19 protein-coding genes are annotated in these 20,133 nt (G+C 61.8%); 7 read left to right on the top strand and 12 right to left on the bottom strand.

Features of this window, described 5'->3' with window-relative positions:
- Positions 1 to 3: 3 nt before the first annotated feature.
- The 4 genes from AC1D3C_RS00895 to AC1D3C_RS00910 are packed head-to-tail and all read right to left on the bottom strand — an operon-like array spanning position 4 to position 3,919.
- Positions 4 to 948 (bottom strand): ABC transporter ATP-binding protein, encoded by a 945-nt coding sequence (locus tag AC1D3C_RS00895; protein ID WP_040125542.1) that lies wholly within the window; start codon positions 946 to 948, stop codon positions 4 to 6.
- Entirely contained in the window at positions 926 to 1,924 is a 999-nt protein-coding gene (locus AC1D3C_RS00900) for an ABC transporter ATP-binding protein (RefSeq protein WP_477481571.1), read from the bottom strand. Before AC1D3C_RS00900 ends, AC1D3C_RS00895 begins: the two co-directional genes overlap by 23 nt.
- A gap of 4 nt (positions 1,925 to 1,928) precedes the next feature.
- A complete protein-coding gene (locus AC1D3C_RS00905) occupies positions 1,929 to 2,933 on the bottom strand; it encodes an ABC transporter permease (RefSeq protein ID WP_040125544.1) in 1,005 nt (334 codons plus the stop codon).
- Positions 2,933 to 3,919, bottom strand: coding sequence for an ABC transporter permease (locus AC1D3C_RS00910; protein WP_247031227.1), 987 nt, complete (start codon positions 3,917 to 3,919; stop codon positions 2,933 to 2,935). The genes AC1D3C_RS00905 and AC1D3C_RS00910 overlap by 1 nt, the downstream gene beginning before the upstream one ends.
- Positions 3,920 to 4,229: 310 nt before the next feature.
- Between AC1D3C_RS00910 and AC1D3C_RS00915 the strand changes: the two genes are divergently transcribed.
- From AC1D3C_RS00915 to AC1D3C_RS00945, 7 genes are read left to right on the top strand one after another with little or no spacing between them, the layout of a single operon-like run.
- The gene (locus AC1D3C_RS00915) at positions 4,230 to 5,270 is read left to right on the top strand and encodes an ABC transporter substrate-binding protein (RefSeq protein WP_477481572.1); all 1,041 of its coding nucleotides are present in this window, start codon (positions 4,230 to 4,232) and stop codon (positions 5,268 to 5,270) included.
- Positions 5,271 to 5,282: 12 nt separating this feature from the next.
- Positions 5,283 to 6,515 (top strand): acyl-CoA dehydrogenase family protein, encoded by a 1,233-nt coding sequence (locus AC1D3C_RS00920; protein ID WP_477481573.1) that lies wholly within the window; start codon positions 5,283 to 5,285, stop codon positions 6,513 to 6,515.
- 8 nt (positions 6,516 to 6,523) lie between these two features.
- Positions 6,524 to 7,558: an ABC transporter substrate-binding protein gene (locus AC1D3C_RS00925; RefSeq protein WP_477481574.1), complete on the top strand. Its 1,035-nt coding sequence runs from the start codon at positions 6,524 to 6,526 to the stop codon at positions 7,556 to 7,558.
- Positions 7,555 to 8,433, top strand: coding sequence for an NmrA family NAD(P)-binding protein (locus AC1D3C_RS00930; RefSeq protein WP_477481575.1), 879 nt, complete (start codon positions 7,555 to 7,557; stop codon positions 8,431 to 8,433). Before AC1D3C_RS00925 ends, AC1D3C_RS00930 begins: the two co-directional genes overlap by 4 nt.
- Before the next feature lie 5 nt (positions 8,434 to 8,438).
- On the top strand, positions 8,439 to 9,692 hold the full coding sequence (locus tag AC1D3C_RS00935) for an FAD-dependent oxidoreductase (protein ID WP_477481576.1): 1,254 nt from the start codon (positions 8,439 to 8,441) through the stop codon (positions 9,690 to 9,692).
- 18 nt (positions 9,693 to 9,710) lie between these two features.
- Positions 9,711 to 10,361 (top strand): NAD(P)-dependent oxidoreductase, encoded by a 651-nt coding sequence (locus AC1D3C_RS00940; protein WP_477481577.1) that lies wholly within the window; start codon positions 9,711 to 9,713, stop codon positions 10,359 to 10,361.
- A 28-nt stretch (positions 10,362 to 10,389) separates the two neighbouring features.
- Entirely contained in the window at positions 10,390 to 11,742 is a 1,353-nt protein-coding gene (locus AC1D3C_RS00945; RefSeq protein WP_477481578.1) for an NtaA/DmoA family FMN-dependent monooxygenase, read from the top strand.
- 42 nt (positions 11,743 to 11,784) lie between these two features.
- Here AC1D3C_RS00945 and AC1D3C_RS00950 read toward each other — a convergent pair whose 3' ends face one another.
- The 8 genes from AC1D3C_RS00950 to AC1D3C_RS00985 form a co-directional block, all read right to left on the bottom strand.
- The gene (locus AC1D3C_RS00950; protein WP_477481579.1) at positions 11,785 to 12,486 is read right to left on the bottom strand and encodes a glutathione S-transferase family protein; all 702 of its coding nucleotides are present in this window, start codon (positions 12,484 to 12,486) and stop codon (positions 11,785 to 11,787) included.
- Positions 12,487 to 12,529: 43 nt separating this feature from the next.
- Entirely contained in the window at positions 12,530 to 14,638 is a 2,109-nt protein-coding gene (locus AC1D3C_RS00955) for a molybdopterin cofactor-binding domain-containing protein (RefSeq protein WP_477481580.1), read from the bottom strand.
- Complete coding sequence (locus AC1D3C_RS00960; protein ID WP_477481581.1) at positions 14,638 to 15,117, bottom strand: (2Fe-2S)-binding protein; 480 nt, start codon at positions 15,115 to 15,117, stop codon at positions 14,638 to 14,640. Before AC1D3C_RS00960 ends, AC1D3C_RS00955 begins: the two co-directional genes overlap by 1 nt.
- A 147-nt stretch (positions 15,118 to 15,264) precedes the next feature.
- Complete coding sequence (locus AC1D3C_RS00965; RefSeq protein WP_477481582.1) at positions 15,265 to 16,239, bottom strand: Bug family tripartite tricarboxylate transporter substrate binding protein; 975 nt, start codon at positions 16,237 to 16,239, stop codon at positions 15,265 to 15,267.
- Positions 16,240 to 16,371: 132 nt separating this feature from the next.
- Complete coding sequence (locus AC1D3C_RS00970) at positions 16,372 to 16,998, bottom strand: nuclear transport factor 2 family protein (RefSeq protein ID WP_244447588.1); 627 nt, start codon at positions 16,996 to 16,998, stop codon at positions 16,372 to 16,374.
- A gap of 81 nt (positions 16,999 to 17,079) precedes the next feature.
- Positions 17,080 to 18,585, bottom strand: a complete 1,506-nt coding sequence (locus AC1D3C_RS00975; RefSeq protein WP_477481583.1) for a tripartite tricarboxylate transporter permease — start codon at positions 18,583 to 18,585, stop codon at positions 17,080 to 17,082.
- 18 nt (positions 18,586 to 18,603) lie between these two features.
- Positions 18,604 to 19,062: a tripartite tricarboxylate transporter TctB family protein gene (locus AC1D3C_RS00980; RefSeq protein ID WP_040125555.1), complete on the bottom strand. Its 459-nt coding sequence runs from the start codon at positions 19,060 to 19,062 to the stop codon at positions 18,604 to 18,606.
- Between the two features lie 237 nt (positions 19,063 to 19,299).
- Positions 19,300 to 20,061, bottom strand: coding sequence for an SDR family NAD(P)-dependent oxidoreductase (locus tag AC1D3C_RS00985; RefSeq protein ID WP_051900655.1), 762 nt, complete (start codon positions 20,059 to 20,061; stop codon positions 19,300 to 19,302).
- Positions 20,062 to 20,133: the final 72 nt, after the last annotated feature.

The following is a 20,133-nucleotide window of genomic DNA, read 5'->3' on the forward strand; positions in this document are numbered from 1 at the left end:
TTTTCAGTTGATGCGGTCCGCGAAATGACACGCGACCTGATGGCCGGGTGCGATGGCGCGGAATTCGGGTTCGTCGGCGCGACAGAGATCTGTCGCGAGCGGGCAACGGGTGTGGAACCGACAGCCCGAAGGAATGTCGCTGGGGCTTGGCAGGTCACCGCCGAGAGGGGCTGCCTGGCGTGGCCGCGACGGATCCGGCACTGCCTCCATCAGCGCCCGCGTATAGGGATGCCGCGGATCGGACCAGAGTGTCGCGTTATCGGCGCTCTCCACGATCCGCCCGAGATACATGACCATAACCCGGTCCGCGAAATAGCGCACCACCGAAAGGTCATGGCTGATGAAGAGGTAGGAAAGGCCGAATTCTTTCTTCATCTCGACGAGCAGGTTGAGGATCTGCGCCTGGATGGAGAGGTCGAGCGCTGAGACGGGCTCGTCGCAGACGATCAGTTCGGGATTGAGCAGCAGCGCCCGTGCGATGCCGATGCGCTGACGCTGGCCGCCGGAAAATTCATGAGGATAACGATTGATGGATTCCGCAGGCAACCCGACCTTGGCAACGATATTGGCGATGATCTGCCGCCGTTCGGTGCGATCCCCGACCTTGTGGACGACAAGCGGCGCTTCGAGGATTTCACCGATGGTCTGGCGCGGATTGAGAGAGGCATACGGATCCTGGAAAATCATCTGGATCGATCTGCGAACCCGCTGCAGGTTTCGCTGGTCGAGCACGGTGATATCCTCGCCCTTGAACTCGATGCGGCCTGCCGTCGGGTCGACCAGTCTGAGCACCGTTTTGCCGAGCGTGGACTTGCCACAGCCGCTCTCGCCGACCAGCCCGACTGTCTCGCCACGTTCGACGACGAGATCGATACCGTCGACGGCACGCAACAGGCCGTCCCGGCTCTTGTAGTGGGTCTTGAGATCAGAGACTGAAAGCAGCGGCATGGGGCACGGCCTTGATGGATGTCGTAAAAGGGCAGGCAACCAGCCGGTCTGCGGCCGGAACGATGAGCTGAGGCACGTGATGGCTGCAGCTGGCGCGCGCCTGATTGCATCGTGGCCGGAATGGACAGCCCGCTTCACCGACCGCCGAGACGATCGAGCCGGGAATTTCGGTGAGCGCACCGTCACGATAATGAAAATCGTGCTTCAGTCGCGGTGAGGCGGCGAGCAGGCCGCGCGTATAAGGATGCAGCGGATCGTTGAAAAGATCGCCCGGCAGCGCCTGCTCCACCTTGCGGCCGGCATACATGACGACCACCTTGTCGGCCCATTGCGCTACCACGCCGAGGTCATGGGTGATCAGCACGACAGCCATCTGCAGCTCTCGCCGCAGCGTGTCGAGCAGGTCGAGAACCTGGGCTTGGATGGTCACGTCGAGCGCCGTGGTCGGTTCGTCGGCGATCAGCAGCTTCGGTTTGCAGGCAACCGCGATCGCGATCATCACACGCTGGCGCATGCCGCCGGAGAGCTGATGCGGATAATCGTCGACCCGCTTTTCGGGCGCCGGAATGCGCACCAGCCTCAAAAGCTCGATCGCCCGTTCGCGCGCCGCCTTGCCCGACAGTTTTTCGTGCACCTTCAGCACCTCGCCAATCTGCCGGCCGATGGTCATGACCGGATTGAGGCTGGTCATAGGCTCCTGGAAGATCATGGCGATCTCACGGCCACGCAGATGCCGCATCTCGCGCGCATCGAGCTTGGTGAGGTCGCGCCCGCCGAACGTAATGCGGCCATTGGCGATCTTTGCGGCGCGTGGAAGAAGCTGCATCAGCGCCAGCGCCGTCAGCGATTTGCCAGAGCCGGATTCGCCGACGATCGCCAGCGTCTCCCCCTGCTCGATTTCGAATGACAGATTGCGGACCGGTTCTGCACGGGGAAAGCGGATGGTCAGATTATCGACTTGAAGCAGCGGGGCCATGGTCTCAACGATCCTGCGAGAAACGGGGATTGAGTGCGTCGTTCAAGCCGTCGCCGATAAGATTGAGGGCGAGGACGGTGAACACGATTGCCAGTCCCGGCAGCGCGGTCAGATACCATGCCGTCCGGACAAGCTCGCGACCGGTACCGATCATGGAACCCCAGCTCACCACGTTCGGATCGCCAAGCCCCATGAAGGAAAGCGCCGATTCCATGAGAATTGCCGTCGCCACCATGACCGACGAGGTGACGATGATCGGCGGCAGCGCGTTTGGCAGGATCTCCCGGAAGATGATGCGGGCATGGCCGTAGCCGAGGCTGCGGGCCGCCATGACGAAATCCTTCTCGCGGATGGCGCGGAATTCGGCGCGGGTCAACCGGGCGACCGTCGGCCACGAGATCACGGCAATCGCCAACGTCACCGTTGTCGCCGAGGGCTGAGCGATCGCCACCAGCACGACCAGCAGCACGAAGCTCGGCAGCGTCTGGAAGATTTCGATAAGCCGAACCAGGAGATCGTCAATCCAGCCGCCGAAATAACCCGCCGTCGAGCCAACCAGGACGCCGAACGTCAGCCCCAGCGCCGTTGCCATGAGCCCGACGAACAATGAAATGCGCGAACCATGCAGGATACCGGCAAGCACGTCGCGACCGAGCGAATCCGTGCCGAGCGGATAGGCGGAGTTCTGCCCCGGCCACAGGAACGGGCGGCCCACCATGGACAGGGGATCGTCCGGATAAAGGATCGGGGCGGTAAGAGCGACGAGGATGACGAAGGCAAGGAAACCCGTGCCGAACAAGGCGTTCGGGTTCGACAGAAAGACCTTCAGCGCCCGCCGCCCGTTGGTCACCGCAACCGCCGCGCTCTGCTGCGAGCGGGCATCGGGTGCTTTCATGTTGGACCAAGCCGGCCCGTTCGCCGCAGCACTCGCGGCAACCGTTTCCGGCTCGGCGGTCGCCTCGCGTTCGGCCACAAGGCTGCGAAAGTTTCCGACATCGGTCGTGGACATCAGCGGGCTCCAATACGGGGGTCGAGCCAGGCGTGGATGATATCCACGGCGGCATTGGCGATGATGACGAGAAGCGAAGACAAAAGCAGGATGCCGAGCAACACTGTGAAGTCCCGGCCCATGACAGCCTCGAAAGCGAGCCGACCGAGTCCCGGCCAGCTATAGACCGTCTCGACCACTACCGCGCCACCCAGCATGCCGCCGATATGCATGCCGGCCATGGTGGTGATCGGGATCAGCGCATTGCGCAGGATATGCCGTGCGGTGACGCCGAAAGGCGTCAGCCCCTTGGCATAGGCGGTGCGCACGAAATCCTGGTTCTTGACCTCCAGCATCGAAGCGCGCGTCAGCCGGGCATAGATCGCCACGTAGAACAGCGCGAGCGACGTCGCCGGCAGCACCATGTAGCGCGCCTTGTCGAGGATTGCCGGCACACCGGTCAGCCGCGAACCGATCGTCCCGGCGCCGCCGCTCGGCAACCAGCCGAGCTTCACCGAGAAGAAGACGATCAGCATCAGGCCGATCCAGAAGCTCGGGATCGAATAGAAAAGCAGCGAAAAGATCGACAGCAAGCGATCCGGAATACGGCCGGCGAAGCTTGCCATCAGCGAACCGAGGACGACGCCGAGCAGGATGGCGATGGTCAGCGCGAGCGCCATCAAGGTCAGCGTGCCCGGCAGGCGCTGGGCGATCAGGTCGGCGACCGGCATGCCGTAGCGCGGCGAAAATCCAAGGCTGAAATGCGCGAGATTGTTGAGATAGTGCCCGAGCTGCACGAGCACGGGATTGTCGAGGCCGAAGCGCGAGCGCAGTGCCGCCATGCTTTCCGCCGTCGCCGATCCCGCCTCGCCGGCCATCACGTCGGCCGCGTCACCGGGTGCCAGCTGCAGCAGAAAGAAATTCAGGATGACGATCCCAAGCACGGTCGGGATCGCCTGCAACAGCGTGCGTCGCAGTGTTCGTGCAATTCTCAGCAGCGCCGGCATCGTGCTCCGCCTCTCAGGTTCAAGATAGCTGCACGGAGCAGCTCAAAGCTTCCGGAAACATCGATTTTGGTATCCGGTAATTTTGATAGTTGACTAATTCTATAGGCTTTGTCAAATCTGTTTGCGCAAAATAAAACCAGATAACAATCATTTTTCGAAATCAGGTTTTCGTTAATGCTCAATATTGGTCGATAATCGCAATTATCTCCCACGTTTCGCGAGCGAGAGGCAAGAACGCACTCGTTTGCTGCGATTGGGAGAAAAAGGCTTCCGCAGGCCTGAAGACGCGGACGAGGCATAGGAGGATACGATGACCATTCGCAACGCCATTTCTCAAATCTGGTACACGCGCTGCCCCGTGCCCACTCCGGTGGGTCTCGCGACCCAGCTCGGTCTGTTGGACGAAACCTTCGCCAGGGAGGGAATCACCCTCAACTCGATCATCGACAGCAAGGACCGGAACATCCGGTCCAGCCATTTCGATCATCACCTCGACTATTCCTTCCGCCACGGCGGCAATGTCCCGCCGATCCGAGCCCGTTCGGAGGGCAATCCGACGCGCCTCGTCGGCATTACCTGGACAGACGAGTTCCAGGCGATCATTACCCTGCCCGGCACCGGTATCAGAACGACGAGGGATCTCGTCGGTCGCCGTTTCGGCATCACCCGCCGTCCGCCCGGCATCGTCGATTTCATGGCCGCCACCGCGCTGAAAGGCCTGGTCTCCGCACTTTCGCTGGAAGGCCTCGCCCACCAGGACGTGGAGATCGTCGATCTTGCGCTTCCCGACTCGGTACTCGACAATCGTGAAGGCCCGCAGCTCTACGGCCTGCGCAACCGGCAGGCCTACGGGCCGGAAATCGCCGCCCTGCTGCGCGGCGAGGTGGACGCGATCTACGTGAAAGGCACGCCCGGCATCGGTGTCGCCAACCTCTTCGCGACCCACACGGTCGCCGAATTCGGCTTCCACCCCGACCCGAAGATCCGCATCAATTCCGGCTCGCCGCGCATCCTCACCGTCGATGAACGGTTTGCCGAAGACCGGCCGGATCTCGTGGCAAAGCTTATCGAAACCTTAAAGCGCGCCAGCGCCTGGGCGGAGAGCCATCCGGACGACGTGCGCCGCTTCGTTGCCCGCGAGGTGGGCGCGTCGGAAGAGGTCGTCGCCTCCGCCAACGGACCGGACCTCCACAAGCATCTGGGTATCGGGCTCGAGCCTGAGCTGGTCGAAGCGATCGGCCACTACAAGGATTTTCTGCACGAATGGGGCTTCCTCGCCTCCAATTTCGATATCGACGCCTGGGTCGATCATCGTCCCTGGGCACTGCTCGAAACCCGTGCCGTCGCCTGATCGGAGAACTTTATGACCGCTTCGATCGATTTCGCACCGCTGATTGCCAAAGCCGAGGAACTGGGGAAACGCTTCGCGCTTACCGCGCGGCATTATGACGACACGGGCGAATTTCCTTTCGCCAATTTCGATGCCCTTCACGAAGCCGGCCTTCTTGGGCTCGTGACAGCGGTCGAACATGGCGGCCTCGGCGGAGGACTGACCGAAGCGCTTGCGGTCGTTTCCGCCATCGCCCGCGGCGAGCCTTCCACCGCGCTGGTGCTCTCCATGCATTATAACCAGCACTATTCGATCCGCGCTTCGGGCAAATGGCCGAAACATCTGGTCGAGCGGGTAACCAAAGCCAATCGTGAAGGCGTGGCATTGATCAATGCCGCGCAGGTGGAGCCCCGCGTCGGCTCGCCTTCGCACGGCACGCCACCGGAAACCGTTGCCCGCAGGGTCGGCAACGAATGGCGGATCACCGGCCACAAGACCTATGCGACCGGCATTCCGCTGCTGCGCTGGGTCTCCGTGCTCGCCATTACCGACGAGCCGGAGCCGCGCCTCGGTTCATTCCTGGTGCCGACCAGTGCCGATGGCATCCGAGTGGAAAAGACCTGGAACGCCACCGGCATGCGCGCCACCAACAGCGACGACCTGATCCTCGACGATGTGGCAATCCCGCTGGAGGATGTGCTCGACATCGCGCCGGCCAGTGAGGGCATCAAACGTGACGAACGCCTAGGCGCCTGGTATTTCAGCCTCGTCCCGGCGATCTATGACGGCGCCGCCCGAGGCGCCCGCGACTGGCTGATCGAATTCACCACATCAAGGGCGCCGGCAAGCCTTGGCGCTCCCCTCTCGACAGTACCCCGAATTCAGGACGGCCTCGGCCAGATCGAGGTCTGGCTGACGGCGAACCGCCGCCTGCTCCGCTCGATCGCCGAGGATTTCGATGCAGGACGGCCGTTCGGTGCGGATGCGGCGGCGGTCAAACATACCGTCATGGAAAACGCCATCGCCGTCACCACGCTGGCACTGGAACTCGGCGGCAATCCCGGGATCAGCCGCGACAACCCACTGGAGCGGCATCACCGGGATGCGTTGTCCGGCAAGGCCCATGCGCCCCAGAACAACCTTATCCGCACCATGCTCGCCAAGGCCGCGCTCGGCCGGCACGCCGCTGCACCCGCGGTCGTGCTCGAACCGGTGCCGGTGCGCCCTCACCCACAACCCCGCCTCGCCGTCGTCGGCCGCGGTTAGGAGCCATCATGTCTTTTCTCTCCTCCGTCTGGTACACGCGCTGCCCGGCGCCGACGCCCCTCTCCATCGCCCACCAGCTCGGCTGGATCGACCGGCAGTTCGAATCCTCCGGGGTCATTGTCCGCTCGATCCGCGACAGCAAGGACCCCGTCGTTCGTCAGAGCCATTTCACCCATGCGCTCGACTACTCTTTCCGGCAGGGGGGCAACATCCCGCCGATCTGGGCGCGTTCCGGCGGACGCGAGACCCGCGTCATCGGCATCACCAGCACCGATGAGTTCCAGGCGATCATCGCGCTCCCCTCATCCGGCATAAAGACCGGTGCCGACTTGAAGGGCCGTCGCCTCGGCGTGCCGCGCAAGCCGGACGAGAAGATCGTCGATTTCCAGCGAGCCACGGCTCTGAAAGGGATTGTTTCGGCGCTTTCGCTCGATGGCCTGACGCACGATGACGTCAAACTCGTCTATCTCGACAGCACCGAGGCCAACCTGATCGAGCGGGGCAACACCGCCTTTCTCGGCCTGAAGCGCCGTTACCCTTATGGCGACGAACTTCTGGCCCTTGCCCGCGGCGACATCGACGCCTTTTTCGTCAAGGGTGCGGAAGGCATCGTGCTTGCCAACCAGATCGGCGCCGTCGTCGTCTCGGAGTTCGGCTTCCATCCCGACGCGAAGATTCGCATCAACAATGGCACGCCGCGGCCCCTGACGGTCGATGCGCGCTTCCTCGACGAGCATTTCGACCTCGTGACCGAGCTTGTCGAAACCATCCGCGGCGTGGCGGCGTGGGCTGAGGCCAATCCGGGAGATGCGGTACGCTTGATCGCCAATGAGATCGGCGTTGGCGAAGATGCGGTCTGGGCGGCAAATGGCCCCGACGTGCACAAGCACTTGACGCTCTCGCTGGATGCAGACCAGATCGCCGCCTTCGACCATTTCAAGAATTTCCTGCTCGAATGGGGCTTCATTCCCGCCGACTTCAATGTTTCGACCTGGATCGACAGCAGGCCATTGGAAGCTGCAAACCGGCGGGCCGCCGCATGAGCCGGGTCCTCGTCACAGGCGCGACCGGCAGGCTGGGCCAGCTTATCGTCGAACGGCTCGTCGCGCAGAACCGGCCGGTCCGGATCCTCACCCGCCGACCGGAAACGGCACGCAATCTGTTCGGCGCCATCGTCCAGATCGCCGCCGGCGAATTTGCCGACCGCTACTCGCTCGATGCCGCCCTCCGGGGCGTCGGGCGGCTTCTCCTCCTGTCACCGATCAGTGAGCGGCTGGCGGCGGACCAGATCGCCGTCGCCAACGCCGCTGAGGCGGCGGGCGTGCAGCGCATCGTCAAGATTTCGGGTTCGGACTGGACGATCGATCCGCCCGGCGTCTCGATTTCCGGTGACGCCCACGCGGCCGTCGAGCAACACCTCCGCCGCCTTTCGATTGAATCGGTTTCCCTTCGTCCAAATGCGTGGATGCAGGTGTCGCTTGCCAACACCATCAAACACGTCCTGGCCGGCAATCCCCTCACCGCCGCGAACCTTGATGCCGGCGTCGGATATATCGATGCCCGCGACATAGCCGATGTCGCCGTCCATCTTCTTCTCGCCGACAGGATCGCCGACCGTATCGCCGACGCCGACGCGCTCAACCTGACCGGCCCTGACGTGAAGATGCCGCGGCAGATCGCCAGCCTCATCGCGACAGCGCTTGGGCGACGGGTCACGGCGATCGAGAAGCGGCCTGCCATCGGCCCTTCCGATACTGATTTTGAACATCGGGCCGTCGCGCAATTCGCCACCCTCATCGCCGCCGGCCGCGCGGCCGTTACGACGAATCTCGTCGCCTCGATCCTGGGGCGACCACCGCGAAGCGTCGAGGCCTTCGTGTCAGATTATCTCGCCGCCGAAGCGGCCCTGGTTGGATAGAACCCATGAGTATTCCCTTCGTCGACATCGTCATCATCGGCGGCGGCCCTGGAGGCCTCGCCCTGGCTCAGGGCCTCAAGAAAAACGGCATCGATGCCGCCGTCTTCGAGCGCGATCCGGTCCACGCCGACTATGTGCAGGGCTTTCGCATGCGTATCCGCCAACGCGGCATCGACGCGCTTCAGGCCAACCTGCCGCCGCATCTGTACGACGCCTTTCTCGATACGCTCGGCCTTGCGCCAACGGAAAATCTTGTACTCGACGAGCAGTTTAATCGGCTGGACGACACGGGGCGTGGCAGCGGGGAGCCGGAAGATACGCATATCGAAAAATCCGTAAGCCGCATCACGCTGCGACAGATCCTGCTTTCCGGCCTCGACGATATCGTTCAAACCGGCAAACGTTTTGAACGATACGCTCTTCAGCCGGATGGCACGGTGATCGCTCATTTTGCCGACGGCTCGGCAGTGCGCGCCAATCTGCTGGTCGGTGCCGACGGGGCGGGATCGGCGGTGCGACGCCAGCTCCTGCCTGATCTCACCAGCATCGATACCGGCGTACGTCGTCTCGCAGGAAAGATCGCGCTCAGGGACGCCGAACGCCATGGCATCTCGCCGCTGCTCACCGATTTCAACACCCATATCCGCCCGCGCGGAGGCCGCACGCTGATGATCACCAGCCACCGGGTCAATCCGGCTGCTTACGCGCGCCATGGCCTGATTGGCACCGAGGACCCGAGCCATTTGAGTATCCCCGGCTTCCACTTCAACAACACCACCAGCTATGCCTGGTGGAACACGGCCTACGACACCGGCGAGCTCGGACCGGACGAAGCCTTGGAAAAGCTGGACGGCGCTGCATTGCTCGAGGTGCTTCTCGCCCGTATCCCACATTGGGACGAACGCATCCTGAAGCTTATCCGGCATACCGATCCCTCTACCGTCGCCTTCCTCAAGGTGAAGAGTTCGACGCCCGGCGCCATTTGGCAGACGGGACCGGTCACCCTGCTTGGCGACGCCATCCACGCCATGACCTATTTTCGCGCCCTGGGCGGCAATACCGCGCTCTACGATACCGGCCTTCTCGTGCCGCAGATCGCCGCCGCCCGCCGCCACGGCAAACCCCAGGCGGCTGCCGTCAACGATTATGAAAATGCCATGCGCGAGCACGGCTACGAGGCCGTGCGCTCCTCTCTTTCGGCAATGGTACGCAATGTCGGTGCCGGCCGGCCGATTTCGGCCGTGGCCGCTCCCCAATAGCTTCAAGGAAATAATCGCATGTCCATCGTCGTCTTCGGCGCCTCCGGAAACATCGGCAGCAATATCCGCAAGGAAGCACTATCCCGCGGCCACCGCGTCACCGCCGTCACCCGCTCGACAGAGATCGAACCTGCTGAGCGCTTGACTGTCCTCAAGGCGGATATCGCCAATTCCGACGACGTCGCAAAGATTGCCGCCGGCCATGATGCGGTGATCAGTGCCTACAGTCCCGGCCTGCGCCGCCACTGCGCCGATGACGCAGCCGAACTCATCCGCAAGACGCATGACGCGCTGTTTGCGGGGATCAAACACGCAGGCGTCCGCCGCCTTATTATCGTCGGCGGCGTTGGCAGCCTTGAGGCGAGTCCGGGTGTCGATGTGGTCGACAGCGATTTCTACCCGGCCGAACACAAGGCCCATACGCTGCGCAACCGCGAGATCTTGAGGAGCCTCAAGCGCGGTGACCACGATCTCGACTGGACCTATGTCTCGCCGCCGCTTTCGATCAAGGTTGGCGAGCGCACCGGCAAGTTCCGGCTCGGCGAAGACCGTCTGCTGCGCGATGAAGCCGGCGAAAGCCGCATCTCGGAGGCCGACTTCGCCATCGCCATCCTCGACGAACTCGACAGGGGCCAGTTCGTCCGCCGGCGCTTCACTGCCGCCTACTGACGGCTCACGTATTTAGGATTCCACACAGATGACAAGCACACAGCGCAAGCTCAACCTCAATGTCGGCATTAACACGACCGGTTATCTCGGCAATGCCTGGAAATACCGGACGGGCAACCGGCACGAGATCACCGATCCCGACTATTACCGGCGCCTGACCGAGCTTGCCCACAAGGGCCTGTTCGACGCGGTGTTCTTCTCCGACCATCCGGCGCTGATGACCGATCCGAATGGCCGCCCCTTCCACACGATCGATCCGCTTATTCTCTGTACCGCGCTTGCCGCCCAAGTACCGGATATCGGTTTCGTGGCGACCATGTCCTCGACCTACAATTCGCCCTATAACCTCGCACGCCGCACCCAATCGACGGACATCATTTCGGGCGGCAGACTGATTATCAATATCGTCTCTTCCTTCAATCCGAACGTCGCCGCCAATTTTGGTTCGGAGCCGCTACCGCCGCGCAACCAGCGTTACGCGAAGGCATCGGAATTCCTCGACGTCGCCAAGAAGCTCTGGGCGAGTTGGGACCCCTCTCGCGAAGGCGAAGTGCCGGAAGACCGTTTCTGGGATGCGACCAGCGCCCATGCGATCGATCACCAGGGCAGCTATTTTACCGTCAAGGGCCCGCTCAATGTTCCGCGCGGGCCGCAAGGCCACCCGGTCATCGCACAGGCAGGCGCGTCTGAAGGCGGCATCGACCTCGCCGCCCGTCATGGAGAGATCATCTACTGCAACATCCTCTCGCGTCCCGCCGGCCAAGCCTTCGGCAAGAAGGTCAGGGACCGGGCAATTGCGTTCGGCCGCGACCCCTTGGGCATTCGCATCGTGCCCGGTCTCGTCGTCATTCTCGGCGAGACCCGCGAGGAAGCGCTGCGCAAGCACGAACTCTTCAGCGGCGCCGGCTCGGAAGACGGCCTGATCGCCCGCTTCGTCAAGGAGAACGGCATTGATCCTGACGGTTTCGATCCGGACGCGGTTCTGGATGCGGAGCGTTTCATTCCCGATCCAAATCGCCTGCAGGCGGTAGGCATGGGACTTGGGCTTGTCGATCTGCTCACCCACGAGAAGCTGACCGCCAGAGAGGTCGTGCGGCGTTCGGAAGGGCATCACCGCCTCCTGCTCGGCACGCCCGAGGAGGTGGCCGACGGGATCATCGATCTTTGGGCGGATGGAACCGTCGACGGCTATACGCTGCAGCCACCCCGCGCGCCGGACGATATCGAGGAATTTGTCGATAAGGTGGTACCGATCCTGCAGGAGCGCGGCGTCTACCGTACCCGGTACGAGGAAAAAACTGTCCGCGAGCGGTACGGACTGCCCTTTCCCCAAGCAGACGCGGACATCGGCAGAAGCGCCGCCATTTCACGGCTGCGCTGAGCTTCCCTATAATGTCCTGAACCGCCTGTCGCCCGCCTTTGGTTAGGCATTGGTCGAGATAGCGGTTCTAAAATGAGGATTCATCTCGCGTTCCAGCACGGTTCGCACGGCTGTTCTTTCGAGCATCTGGTTTTTGTGCCGGGTGAAATGCCCGAGCGTCTCCATCGGCAAGCCGTTGCTCGTGCCCCAGCCGTAAAAGACGAGCGCATAGGGGTCCACGACCGTATATTGTTCGCCCATGATCCAATGGTGATCGGCAATCAACCTGTCGATTTCTACCATGCTCTCCCAGTATCTCGCCGCAGCCTTCGTCCGGATAGCGTCGTGAACCTCTTCCTCATCGGCGAAATGATAGGGCCGGAATTTGGCTTTCTGAAATATATGCGGCGTGTTCGAAAACCACGCCATCTGGGCGATACATTGCATCTGCTCGACAACATCTGTCGGAAACATGCGGAGTTCGGGATTGATGAGGCCAATATAGGCCAGTATCGCGGTGTTTTCCGTGATCACCTGGCCATCCAGCGTCACAAGGGATGGGACTTTCCCCCGGGGATTGATCGCCAGATAGTCGGGAGTGAGGTGCTGTTGCTTCCCCAGCAATGTCTCGATCGGTCGAAACGGCCGGCCGGTCTCCTCGAGAGCGATATGGGGAGCAAGCGAACAGGCTCCCGGACTATAGAAGAGGATCGTTTCACCCTTCGGAGCCGAGAGCCCGCCCGATAGCAGCTCAACATTCTCCATATCCCGCTCCTCCCTATTGTTCTCCAAGCCGTCTGCCGGATGCCTAAGCTCTCAAAGCGGCGGTCATGATCCGTTCCCGCGTCATCGGCATGTCGTGGATGCGCATGCCCAACGCATGGGCGACGGCATTGCCAATGGCTGCAGCGGTCGGCCCACCGGCGCATTCGCCCACTCCAAGCGCCTCATGCTGGTCCGCTTCGATAAGTTCGACACGAATTTCCGGTATGTCCGAAAACCGAATGACGGGATAGCTATGCCAATCAACGGTCGAGATCCCTTGCGGGCCGAAGCCAACTTCTTCGATCAGGGCCCAGCTGATGGCCTGAACGATATTGCCTTCGATCTGGTTGACGACGCCATCGGGATTGATGACGAGCCCCGCATCCACGGCGCACCAGATATCGGTGACGCGCACCGCCTCGTCGACCTCGACGGCTGCAACGACCGCGGCATAGGCCGACGCGTTTTTATAGCGGGCGATGCCGATACCCAAGCCCTTCCCGGCGCCGCCAGCGTCACGTGACGACCAGCCGGCCATCGCCGCGGCCTTTTCAAGGGTTCTGCGGGCCCGCGGGTCGGAAAGGCTGGACAGGCGGTATCTCACCGGATCCTCGCCGGCCCGGGCGGCAAGTTCGTCGATCAGGGCTTCGATGGCAAAGACATTCAAAGTCGCCCCGAGCCCGCGCAACGACGAGGTGCGCACCGGCACGTCGTGTATCAGGTGGTAGCTGATCCGCTTGGCGGCCATATCGTAGAGCGGAATTCCGTTACGCACCGCACCTCCTCCCCGCTCGAGCGGGATGTCGAAGGGCTTGCGTTCGGGCGGTGGCTCCTTCATCGCCTCTGCGGCCAGCAGGTAGGCACCCCCAACTCCGGGACGCTGACCATGCGTGGCGCTCCATATCTCGGTTGTCCAATCGGCAGGGCGCCCGGCGGCGTCGACTGCCGCGTGGACGGTGACGGTCATTGCCGAGGAGAGCGGTTCGTAGCCAAACTCCTCTTCCCGCCGCCACATCAGCCGGATCGGTTCGCCTGGAAGTGCCAATGCCACAAGAGCGGCATCCAACGCGGCATCATCGGCGCCGTTATGGCCATAACAGCCAGCGCCTTGCACATGGTGGCATGCAACATTTTCGAGGGGCAGGCCGACCGTTTTTGCAATGTTTTCCCGCAGCGGATGCATGCCCTGGCCGTGGGACCAGACGGTCAGCATGCCGTCGCGGTAAACTGCGACGGCGCAGGAGGGGGCTAAGGAACCGTGAGACAGAAAGGGGCGGGAAAAGGTGGCCGACACACGATCGGATAAGGGGTCAGCAAGAGGATCGCCTATCAGCCGGTCAATAGAAGGCTGTGCGGCCACCCATTCAGCCGTGGCCTGTTCGGGATGCAGCGTCCGAGCGTTGGTCCAGACGGAATATTCCGCCGCAGCGACGGCCGCCGCGCGAACGGCGGTCTCGTCGCCCCCCACGAACGCCAGGAAGTTGTCGATGCGGATGACGTTGATATCGGCGCCGGCCTTGCGCCGCACGGCCGCCTCGTCGAGAAGGGTAAGCGTAGCACCGCGGCCGGGCTGGCGCAGGGTGCGGGCATGCAGCATGCCGGGCAGCGTCATGTCGTGGATGAAGCCTGATCCGGTCAGCTTTGCAGGAAGATCGAGCCGCGCAACGGAAGTGCCGACGAGACGATAAGCATCCGCAGGCTTCGGCGAAACCATGCCTGTCGCCTCGGCAGAAAGATCGAGCTCGCCTGCGATCGTCCAATAGTCGATCCTGCTCGGAATACCGTTTCTGAAAAAGGCGCCTTCGATGACGGTGAGTTCATCCGGCGAGGCGTTCAGGCGCAGGGCAGCATGCTTCAGGGCAAGCGCACGGACTTCCGCTGCGACGAGGCGAATTGCAGCGCCTGAATGCTCGATCGACCAGCTGGAGGCGGTATAGCCTTCCCCCGGCCCCTCCACGCTGTTGCCGGACATCATGCTGATCTGGCCGATGCCCAGATCCAGCTCTTCCGCAGCGATTTGGGCGAGCGCCGTCAGAACCCCCTGGCCAAGCTCGACCTTGCCAGTGCCGATCCGTACCGTGCGGTCGCTGAGGAAGCGAAGCCAGCGGTCCAGACGCGGGTTGTCCTTCAGACTGTGGACAAGCCCGGTCATCAAGCAGCCTCATGGCGCAACACGGCTGCTGCCTTGAGCACAGCGCGCAGGATGCGGGGATGCGATCCACAGCGACAGAGGTTTGCATCGAGCGCTGCAGCGACTTCGGCGCGCGTGGGGTCCGGATTACGATCTAGGAAAGCCTTGGCCGACATGAGAATACCCGAGAGGCAATATCCGCACTGTCCTGCCTGCTCATCGAGAAAAGCTTGCTGAAGCGGATGCAGCGCTTCAGCCGAGCCCAAACCTTCCACGGTGGTGATGCTGTGACCGCCAAGCGTACCGACCTCGCGACTGCAGGAATACTCTGCAGAACCATCGATCAGCACCATGCACGCGCCGCATTGTTCAAGCCCGCAGCCATATCGGCTGCCCTTCAGCCCCAGATGATTACGCAGCACGTCCAGCAGAGGCATAGTGGGAGGAACATCCAGGTCATATTCCCGACCGTTGACGGCCAGAGTAAAAGGCTTGCTCATGCAATGTAGTCTCTTCTTTGCCTGCCTAACGAGATATCTGGTCGCTGAGGACCGCAGCTGGCGGGACCGCCCAGCCTGCTCTGAAAAATGCCGGGCGTTGAATTTCAGCACCCGGCAATCTCTTTGCCGCCCTTCTTCAGATCGAAATCAGCTCGGTTGCACGAGGCCCGCCTTGACCAGGGGTTTGAGTGATTCAATCTCGCGCTCCATCGAACCGCGCATTTCGTCCGGCGTATTGACCACGGCCGTCAGACCCAGCGACGCCAGCTTGGCTTTGGCGGCGGGCGTGTCGCTCCACTCCTTGATGGCCTTATGGATGGCACTGACGATCTCGGGAGACATTCCCTTCGGGCCTACCGCGCCAAACCAAAGGGTCTGATTATAGTCCTTGAGCCCCTGTTCGGCGACCGTCTTTACATCCGGCAATTCGCCGATGCGCTGTGCTGACGTCACGGCAACGCCGTGGATTTTCCCATCCTTGATATGCGGCAGGTAATTGGACGGCGCGTCGAGAGCGAAATCGATATGCCCGCCGAGCAGATCGGCGAGCAGAGGCGGCGAGCCCTTGTAAGGGATGTGGTTTATCTCAATGCCGGTCTGCAGGCCGATAATGGCAGCACAGATATGACCTTTCGTTCCGGCGCCCGGGTTTCCGATATTTATCTTTCCGGGACTGGCTTTCGCGTAGGCAATCAGTTCCTGAAGCGATTTCGCCGGCGCCTTGGCGCTTGCGGTCAGCAGTGCCGGGCTTTCCGCAACCACGGTGATGGGCGTGAAGTCGACCTGAGGATCATAGGCGAGATTGGTCTGCACTACCTTGTTGGCGGCGATCGGTGCACTGCCGCTGATGAGGATCGTGTAGCCGTCCGGCGCCGAGCGGGCGAGCTTTCCGCCTGCGAGTGCGCCGGCCGCGCCGGCCAGGTTCTCGATCACGAACTGCTGGCCGAATTTCGCCGTCAGCAGGTCTGCCACGAGACGGGCGATAATGTCGCTCGTGCCGCCCGGAGGGTAAGCCGAGATCACCACCACCGACTTGCTTGGCCAATTGGCAGCAATTGCTATTCTGCCTGAAGCCAGCGCGACAGCTGAGCCTCCCAGCACGATGAATTCTCGTCTGTTCATTCTGTTCCTCCTCCCACTCGTTAAATCGAGTTCCTTGGCTAAAGCCCTACCCTGTCTGCTCTTCAGGGCGAACTGCTGACTATCGCCGTTCCGCCCTTTGGAACGGCCGGCATGGCCTTCCTGCGCCGGCCGTCATTCATGGCCGGCAAGCCAGCTTTCTTCGCCGGCGTGGAAAGCGCTGAGCTCGTCGGGCCGATCGTCCCCCAAAAGGTCAGGACTGACCGTCACACCCCGCTTGTGCTGGATATAGGTGAGGAACTTGTAGGACGGCCGCATCGTCGCCAGAAGCGACCAATCGACAGGCAGCAAATCCGACGGATTGACCGGTTTCATGATGTCCCTCTCGAAAAGCACCTCGAAACTCATCAGCTTCCACGTCCCCGTTTCCCGGACCGCCCGAGAAAAGAAGCGGCAGAAGACGTGAACGTCGACTTCGATATCGTCCGGGCGTGCGCGGTTGAAAATCATCGCCGGACTTTCAACGGTTGCTCGATCACCGTTGACCTGCGCGAAAGCCGGAAACACCCAGTGCTTGCTGTTGCCGGTCGCGCCCATCCATTTGCGGGTCGCCTCCACATAGGCCTCTCCGCCGCGGGCGTCATACCAGCTTGTGCGAATGTAAGCGTCCTTGTGGAAACATGCGCTCATGGTGTCGAAACGACGTTGGTCACGGGCAAATCGCTCGCGGCGCACGAGATCGAATAATTCTTCACGATCGAGAAGAGCTCGAAGGCGTTTGTCATCGTCCAGCTGCATCATAACCCCCTGAAGGTTGATCGATTGGTTCGGTCAGAGTCAGGCGCTTCCGGCAGAAGGCGCCGGACGCTTCATTTGTTGCCATCAGTCGGCCTCCTGCAGCCCCTCCTCACGCACCTTGCGGAAGCGCGGCGATACAATCGACAGGAGGAGCAGGAAGGCAACGATCAGCGTGCCGAGACTGAGCGGGCTCGTGAAAAAGACCGTCGCGTCGCCATGGGAGATCAGAAGCGCCCGTCGCAGATACTCTTCCGCCATCGGGCCGAGGATCATCGCGAGAATGAGAGGCGCAGGTTCTGCCCCAATTTTCTTGAAGAAATATCCGAGCACGCCGAACAGGGCCATCATGTAAACATCGAAGACGTTGTTGTTGATGCTGTAGACGCCGATCGCGATGAAGACGCAGATCACCGGGAACAGAAAATGGTAAGGCACCGAGATCAGCCTTGCCCACATGCCGACAAGCGGAAGGTTGAGAAACAGCAGCATGAGGTTGCCGAGCCACATGGAAACGACAAGGCCCCAGAACAGGGCTGGCTGTTGCGTCAGGATTTCAGGCCCTGGCTGGACGCCCTGAACCACCAGCGCACCGATCATCAGCGCCATGGTCGCGGTTCCGGGAAGGCCGAGCGTCAGCATCGGGATGAAACAGGTTTGCGCCGCGGCATTGTTGGCAGCCTCGGGTGCCGCAACGCCTTCGATCGCTCCCTTGCCGAATTGCTCGGGATGCCGGGAAATCTTCTTCTCCAGCGCATAGGCTGAAAAGGAGGCGAGCAAGACCCCAGCGCCCGGCAGCACGCCGAGCAATACGCCGATGCCGGTGCCGCGCAGGATCGGCGCGGACATTCGGCGCCAATCGTCAGCAGTCGGGAACAGGCTGCTGACCGTCGCCACGCTGGCGACCCGGTTCCGCTCATTCTCCAGATTTGCAAGAACATCGCCCAGACCGAATATGCCGGTCGCGACGACCACGAAATCCAGCCCGTCCAGGAGGTTGGCGGAATCGAATGTGTAGCGCGCGGCCCCGGAATTGACGTCGGTTCCGATCATGCCGAGAAGAACGCCGAACAGCGCCATGCCAAAAGCCGTGAGCAGGGAACCACTTGTCAGCACCATCGACGTGATCAGGCCGAGCACGATCAGCGAGAAGTATTCCGCAGGTCCGAACGTCAGGGCGAAACTTGCAAGAAGCGGCGCCGATATCGCGATGAAAAGCGTGCCGACCGTACCGGCGAAGAAGCTACCGATCGCTGCCGCCGCCAATGCCCGTCCAGCCTTTCCCTGCTTGGCCATTTCATGGCCGTCCAGCGTCGTGACGACGGACGAAGCCTCGCCGGGAATGTTCATCAGGATGGCCGTGGTCGAGCCGCCATACTGGGAACCGTAGAAGATGCCCGCCAGCATGATCAGCGCCGTGTCGATCGGCAGTCCGAACGTGAAAGGCAGCAGCATCGAAATGGTGGCGATGGGGCCAAGGCCAGGCAGCACACCGACGGCCGTGCCGAGAAACACGCCGAAAAAACAGTAGAGGAAGTTCTCCGGCGTGGTCGCCGTCGAAAATCCAAGCAGAAGTCCGTTGAATATATCCATGTCAAACTCCTGCGATGTCTATAGGCCAAGGCCCTGCAGCCAGTTTCCGACAATCGGAACAGGCAGGCCGAGCAGTTCCACGAAAAGGACCGAACAGAACGCGGCAAAAGCAGCCGCCCCTGCGAAGGCTCTCCAGTCGAGCCGGAATTTTTCGCTCGTCGTGGCGCTGACGACCGTCAGCAAGAAGACGGCGATCGGCAGACCGAGCGGTTCGACGACCAGGCCAAAAATCAGGATCGCGAGGGAAACCACGACGATCGGCTTCCAGCCGATTTCCGGTATCGCTCCAAGGGTCAGCCGCGATCGGAACAGAACCAGAATGCCCGTGAGAACGAGCAGGCTCGATACGATGACAGGAAAATAACCCGGCCCCATCCGACTGGATGTCCCGAACGGATAGCTTGCCGCCATCACTGCCGACCCGACACCGATGGTGGTAAAAAACAGTCCCAGTAAAACGTCCTGGCTAAGCTTCATCCGAGCTCCTCACCTCAGAAGAAGTGGCACGCTATCGTAAGATACCCGATGCATGGTCCATCTCTTGAGAATGGACCATGATCATCAACGCACCACGAAACGTGCTCACATGGTTGATCAATACAAAGCTGGTGAAGGCTGGCAACGCGGCAATGACGATGTTTCACCAGACGAAGACGGCCGAAGCGGCGTGTCGCAGAATAGCGCGCGACGTTTCGGGCAATTTGCATGCTTGCGTTATAGATGGCGCCCCTCGTCGACAGGAACGACGATGCCGGTCGAACTGGTGAGATGAACGATACAGGCGATAACTGCTCGCGCAACATCATCCGGGGCAGTGATCCTCGCAAGAGGCAGCCTTTCCGCAACCTTCTGCAGCTGGTCTCGGGACCGATTGGGAACGAAATCCGTGTCCACGCCGGCAGGTGAAACGGAAAAGACGCGAATCTTGGGCGCCAGAACCTTGGCAAGCGCAATGGTGAGCGCATCCAGGCCGCCCTTGGCGGCCAGGTATGCGAGACTGCTTCCCACCCCCGTCCGCGCCGCAATGGAAGAGATGTTGACGATCGTCGCGCTGTCGGCCTGTTCCAACAAGGGTCGAAATGCGCGGATCATGGCAAATGGGCCTCTCAGATTTACCGTCAACGCTCGATCGAAGATATCATCCGTCAACGCGTCGAAATCGTTTGCCGCAACGGGTGTGGTGGCGCCTCCGCAATTCACCAGGGCATCGAGGCTACCGAATTTCTCGCCGACGGCGGCGGCGGCCTCGGTGACCGAGGCCGGATCGTCGATCGCGATGCGAATTGCAGCATGACCGCTGCCCTGGAGGCCGTTCACGACCTCCTCCGCCATCTCGCGTCGGCTGTTGTAGCCGACGATGACGGTGCTGCCCATGCTGGCGAGACGTGCCGCTGTCGCCCGACCGATCCCGCTGTTTCCACCGGTGACGAGCGCGACTTTCGGAATTTTCAGTTCCGGGATTTCGATGGCAGTCATTTCCCCTCCCGGCAAGACCTCTGCGGTTCCTGCCCATTATCGAAAGCTTGATGAAAATGCGTATCCATCCAG

Source organism: Neorhizobium sp. P1_A6 (assembly GCF_056406795.1).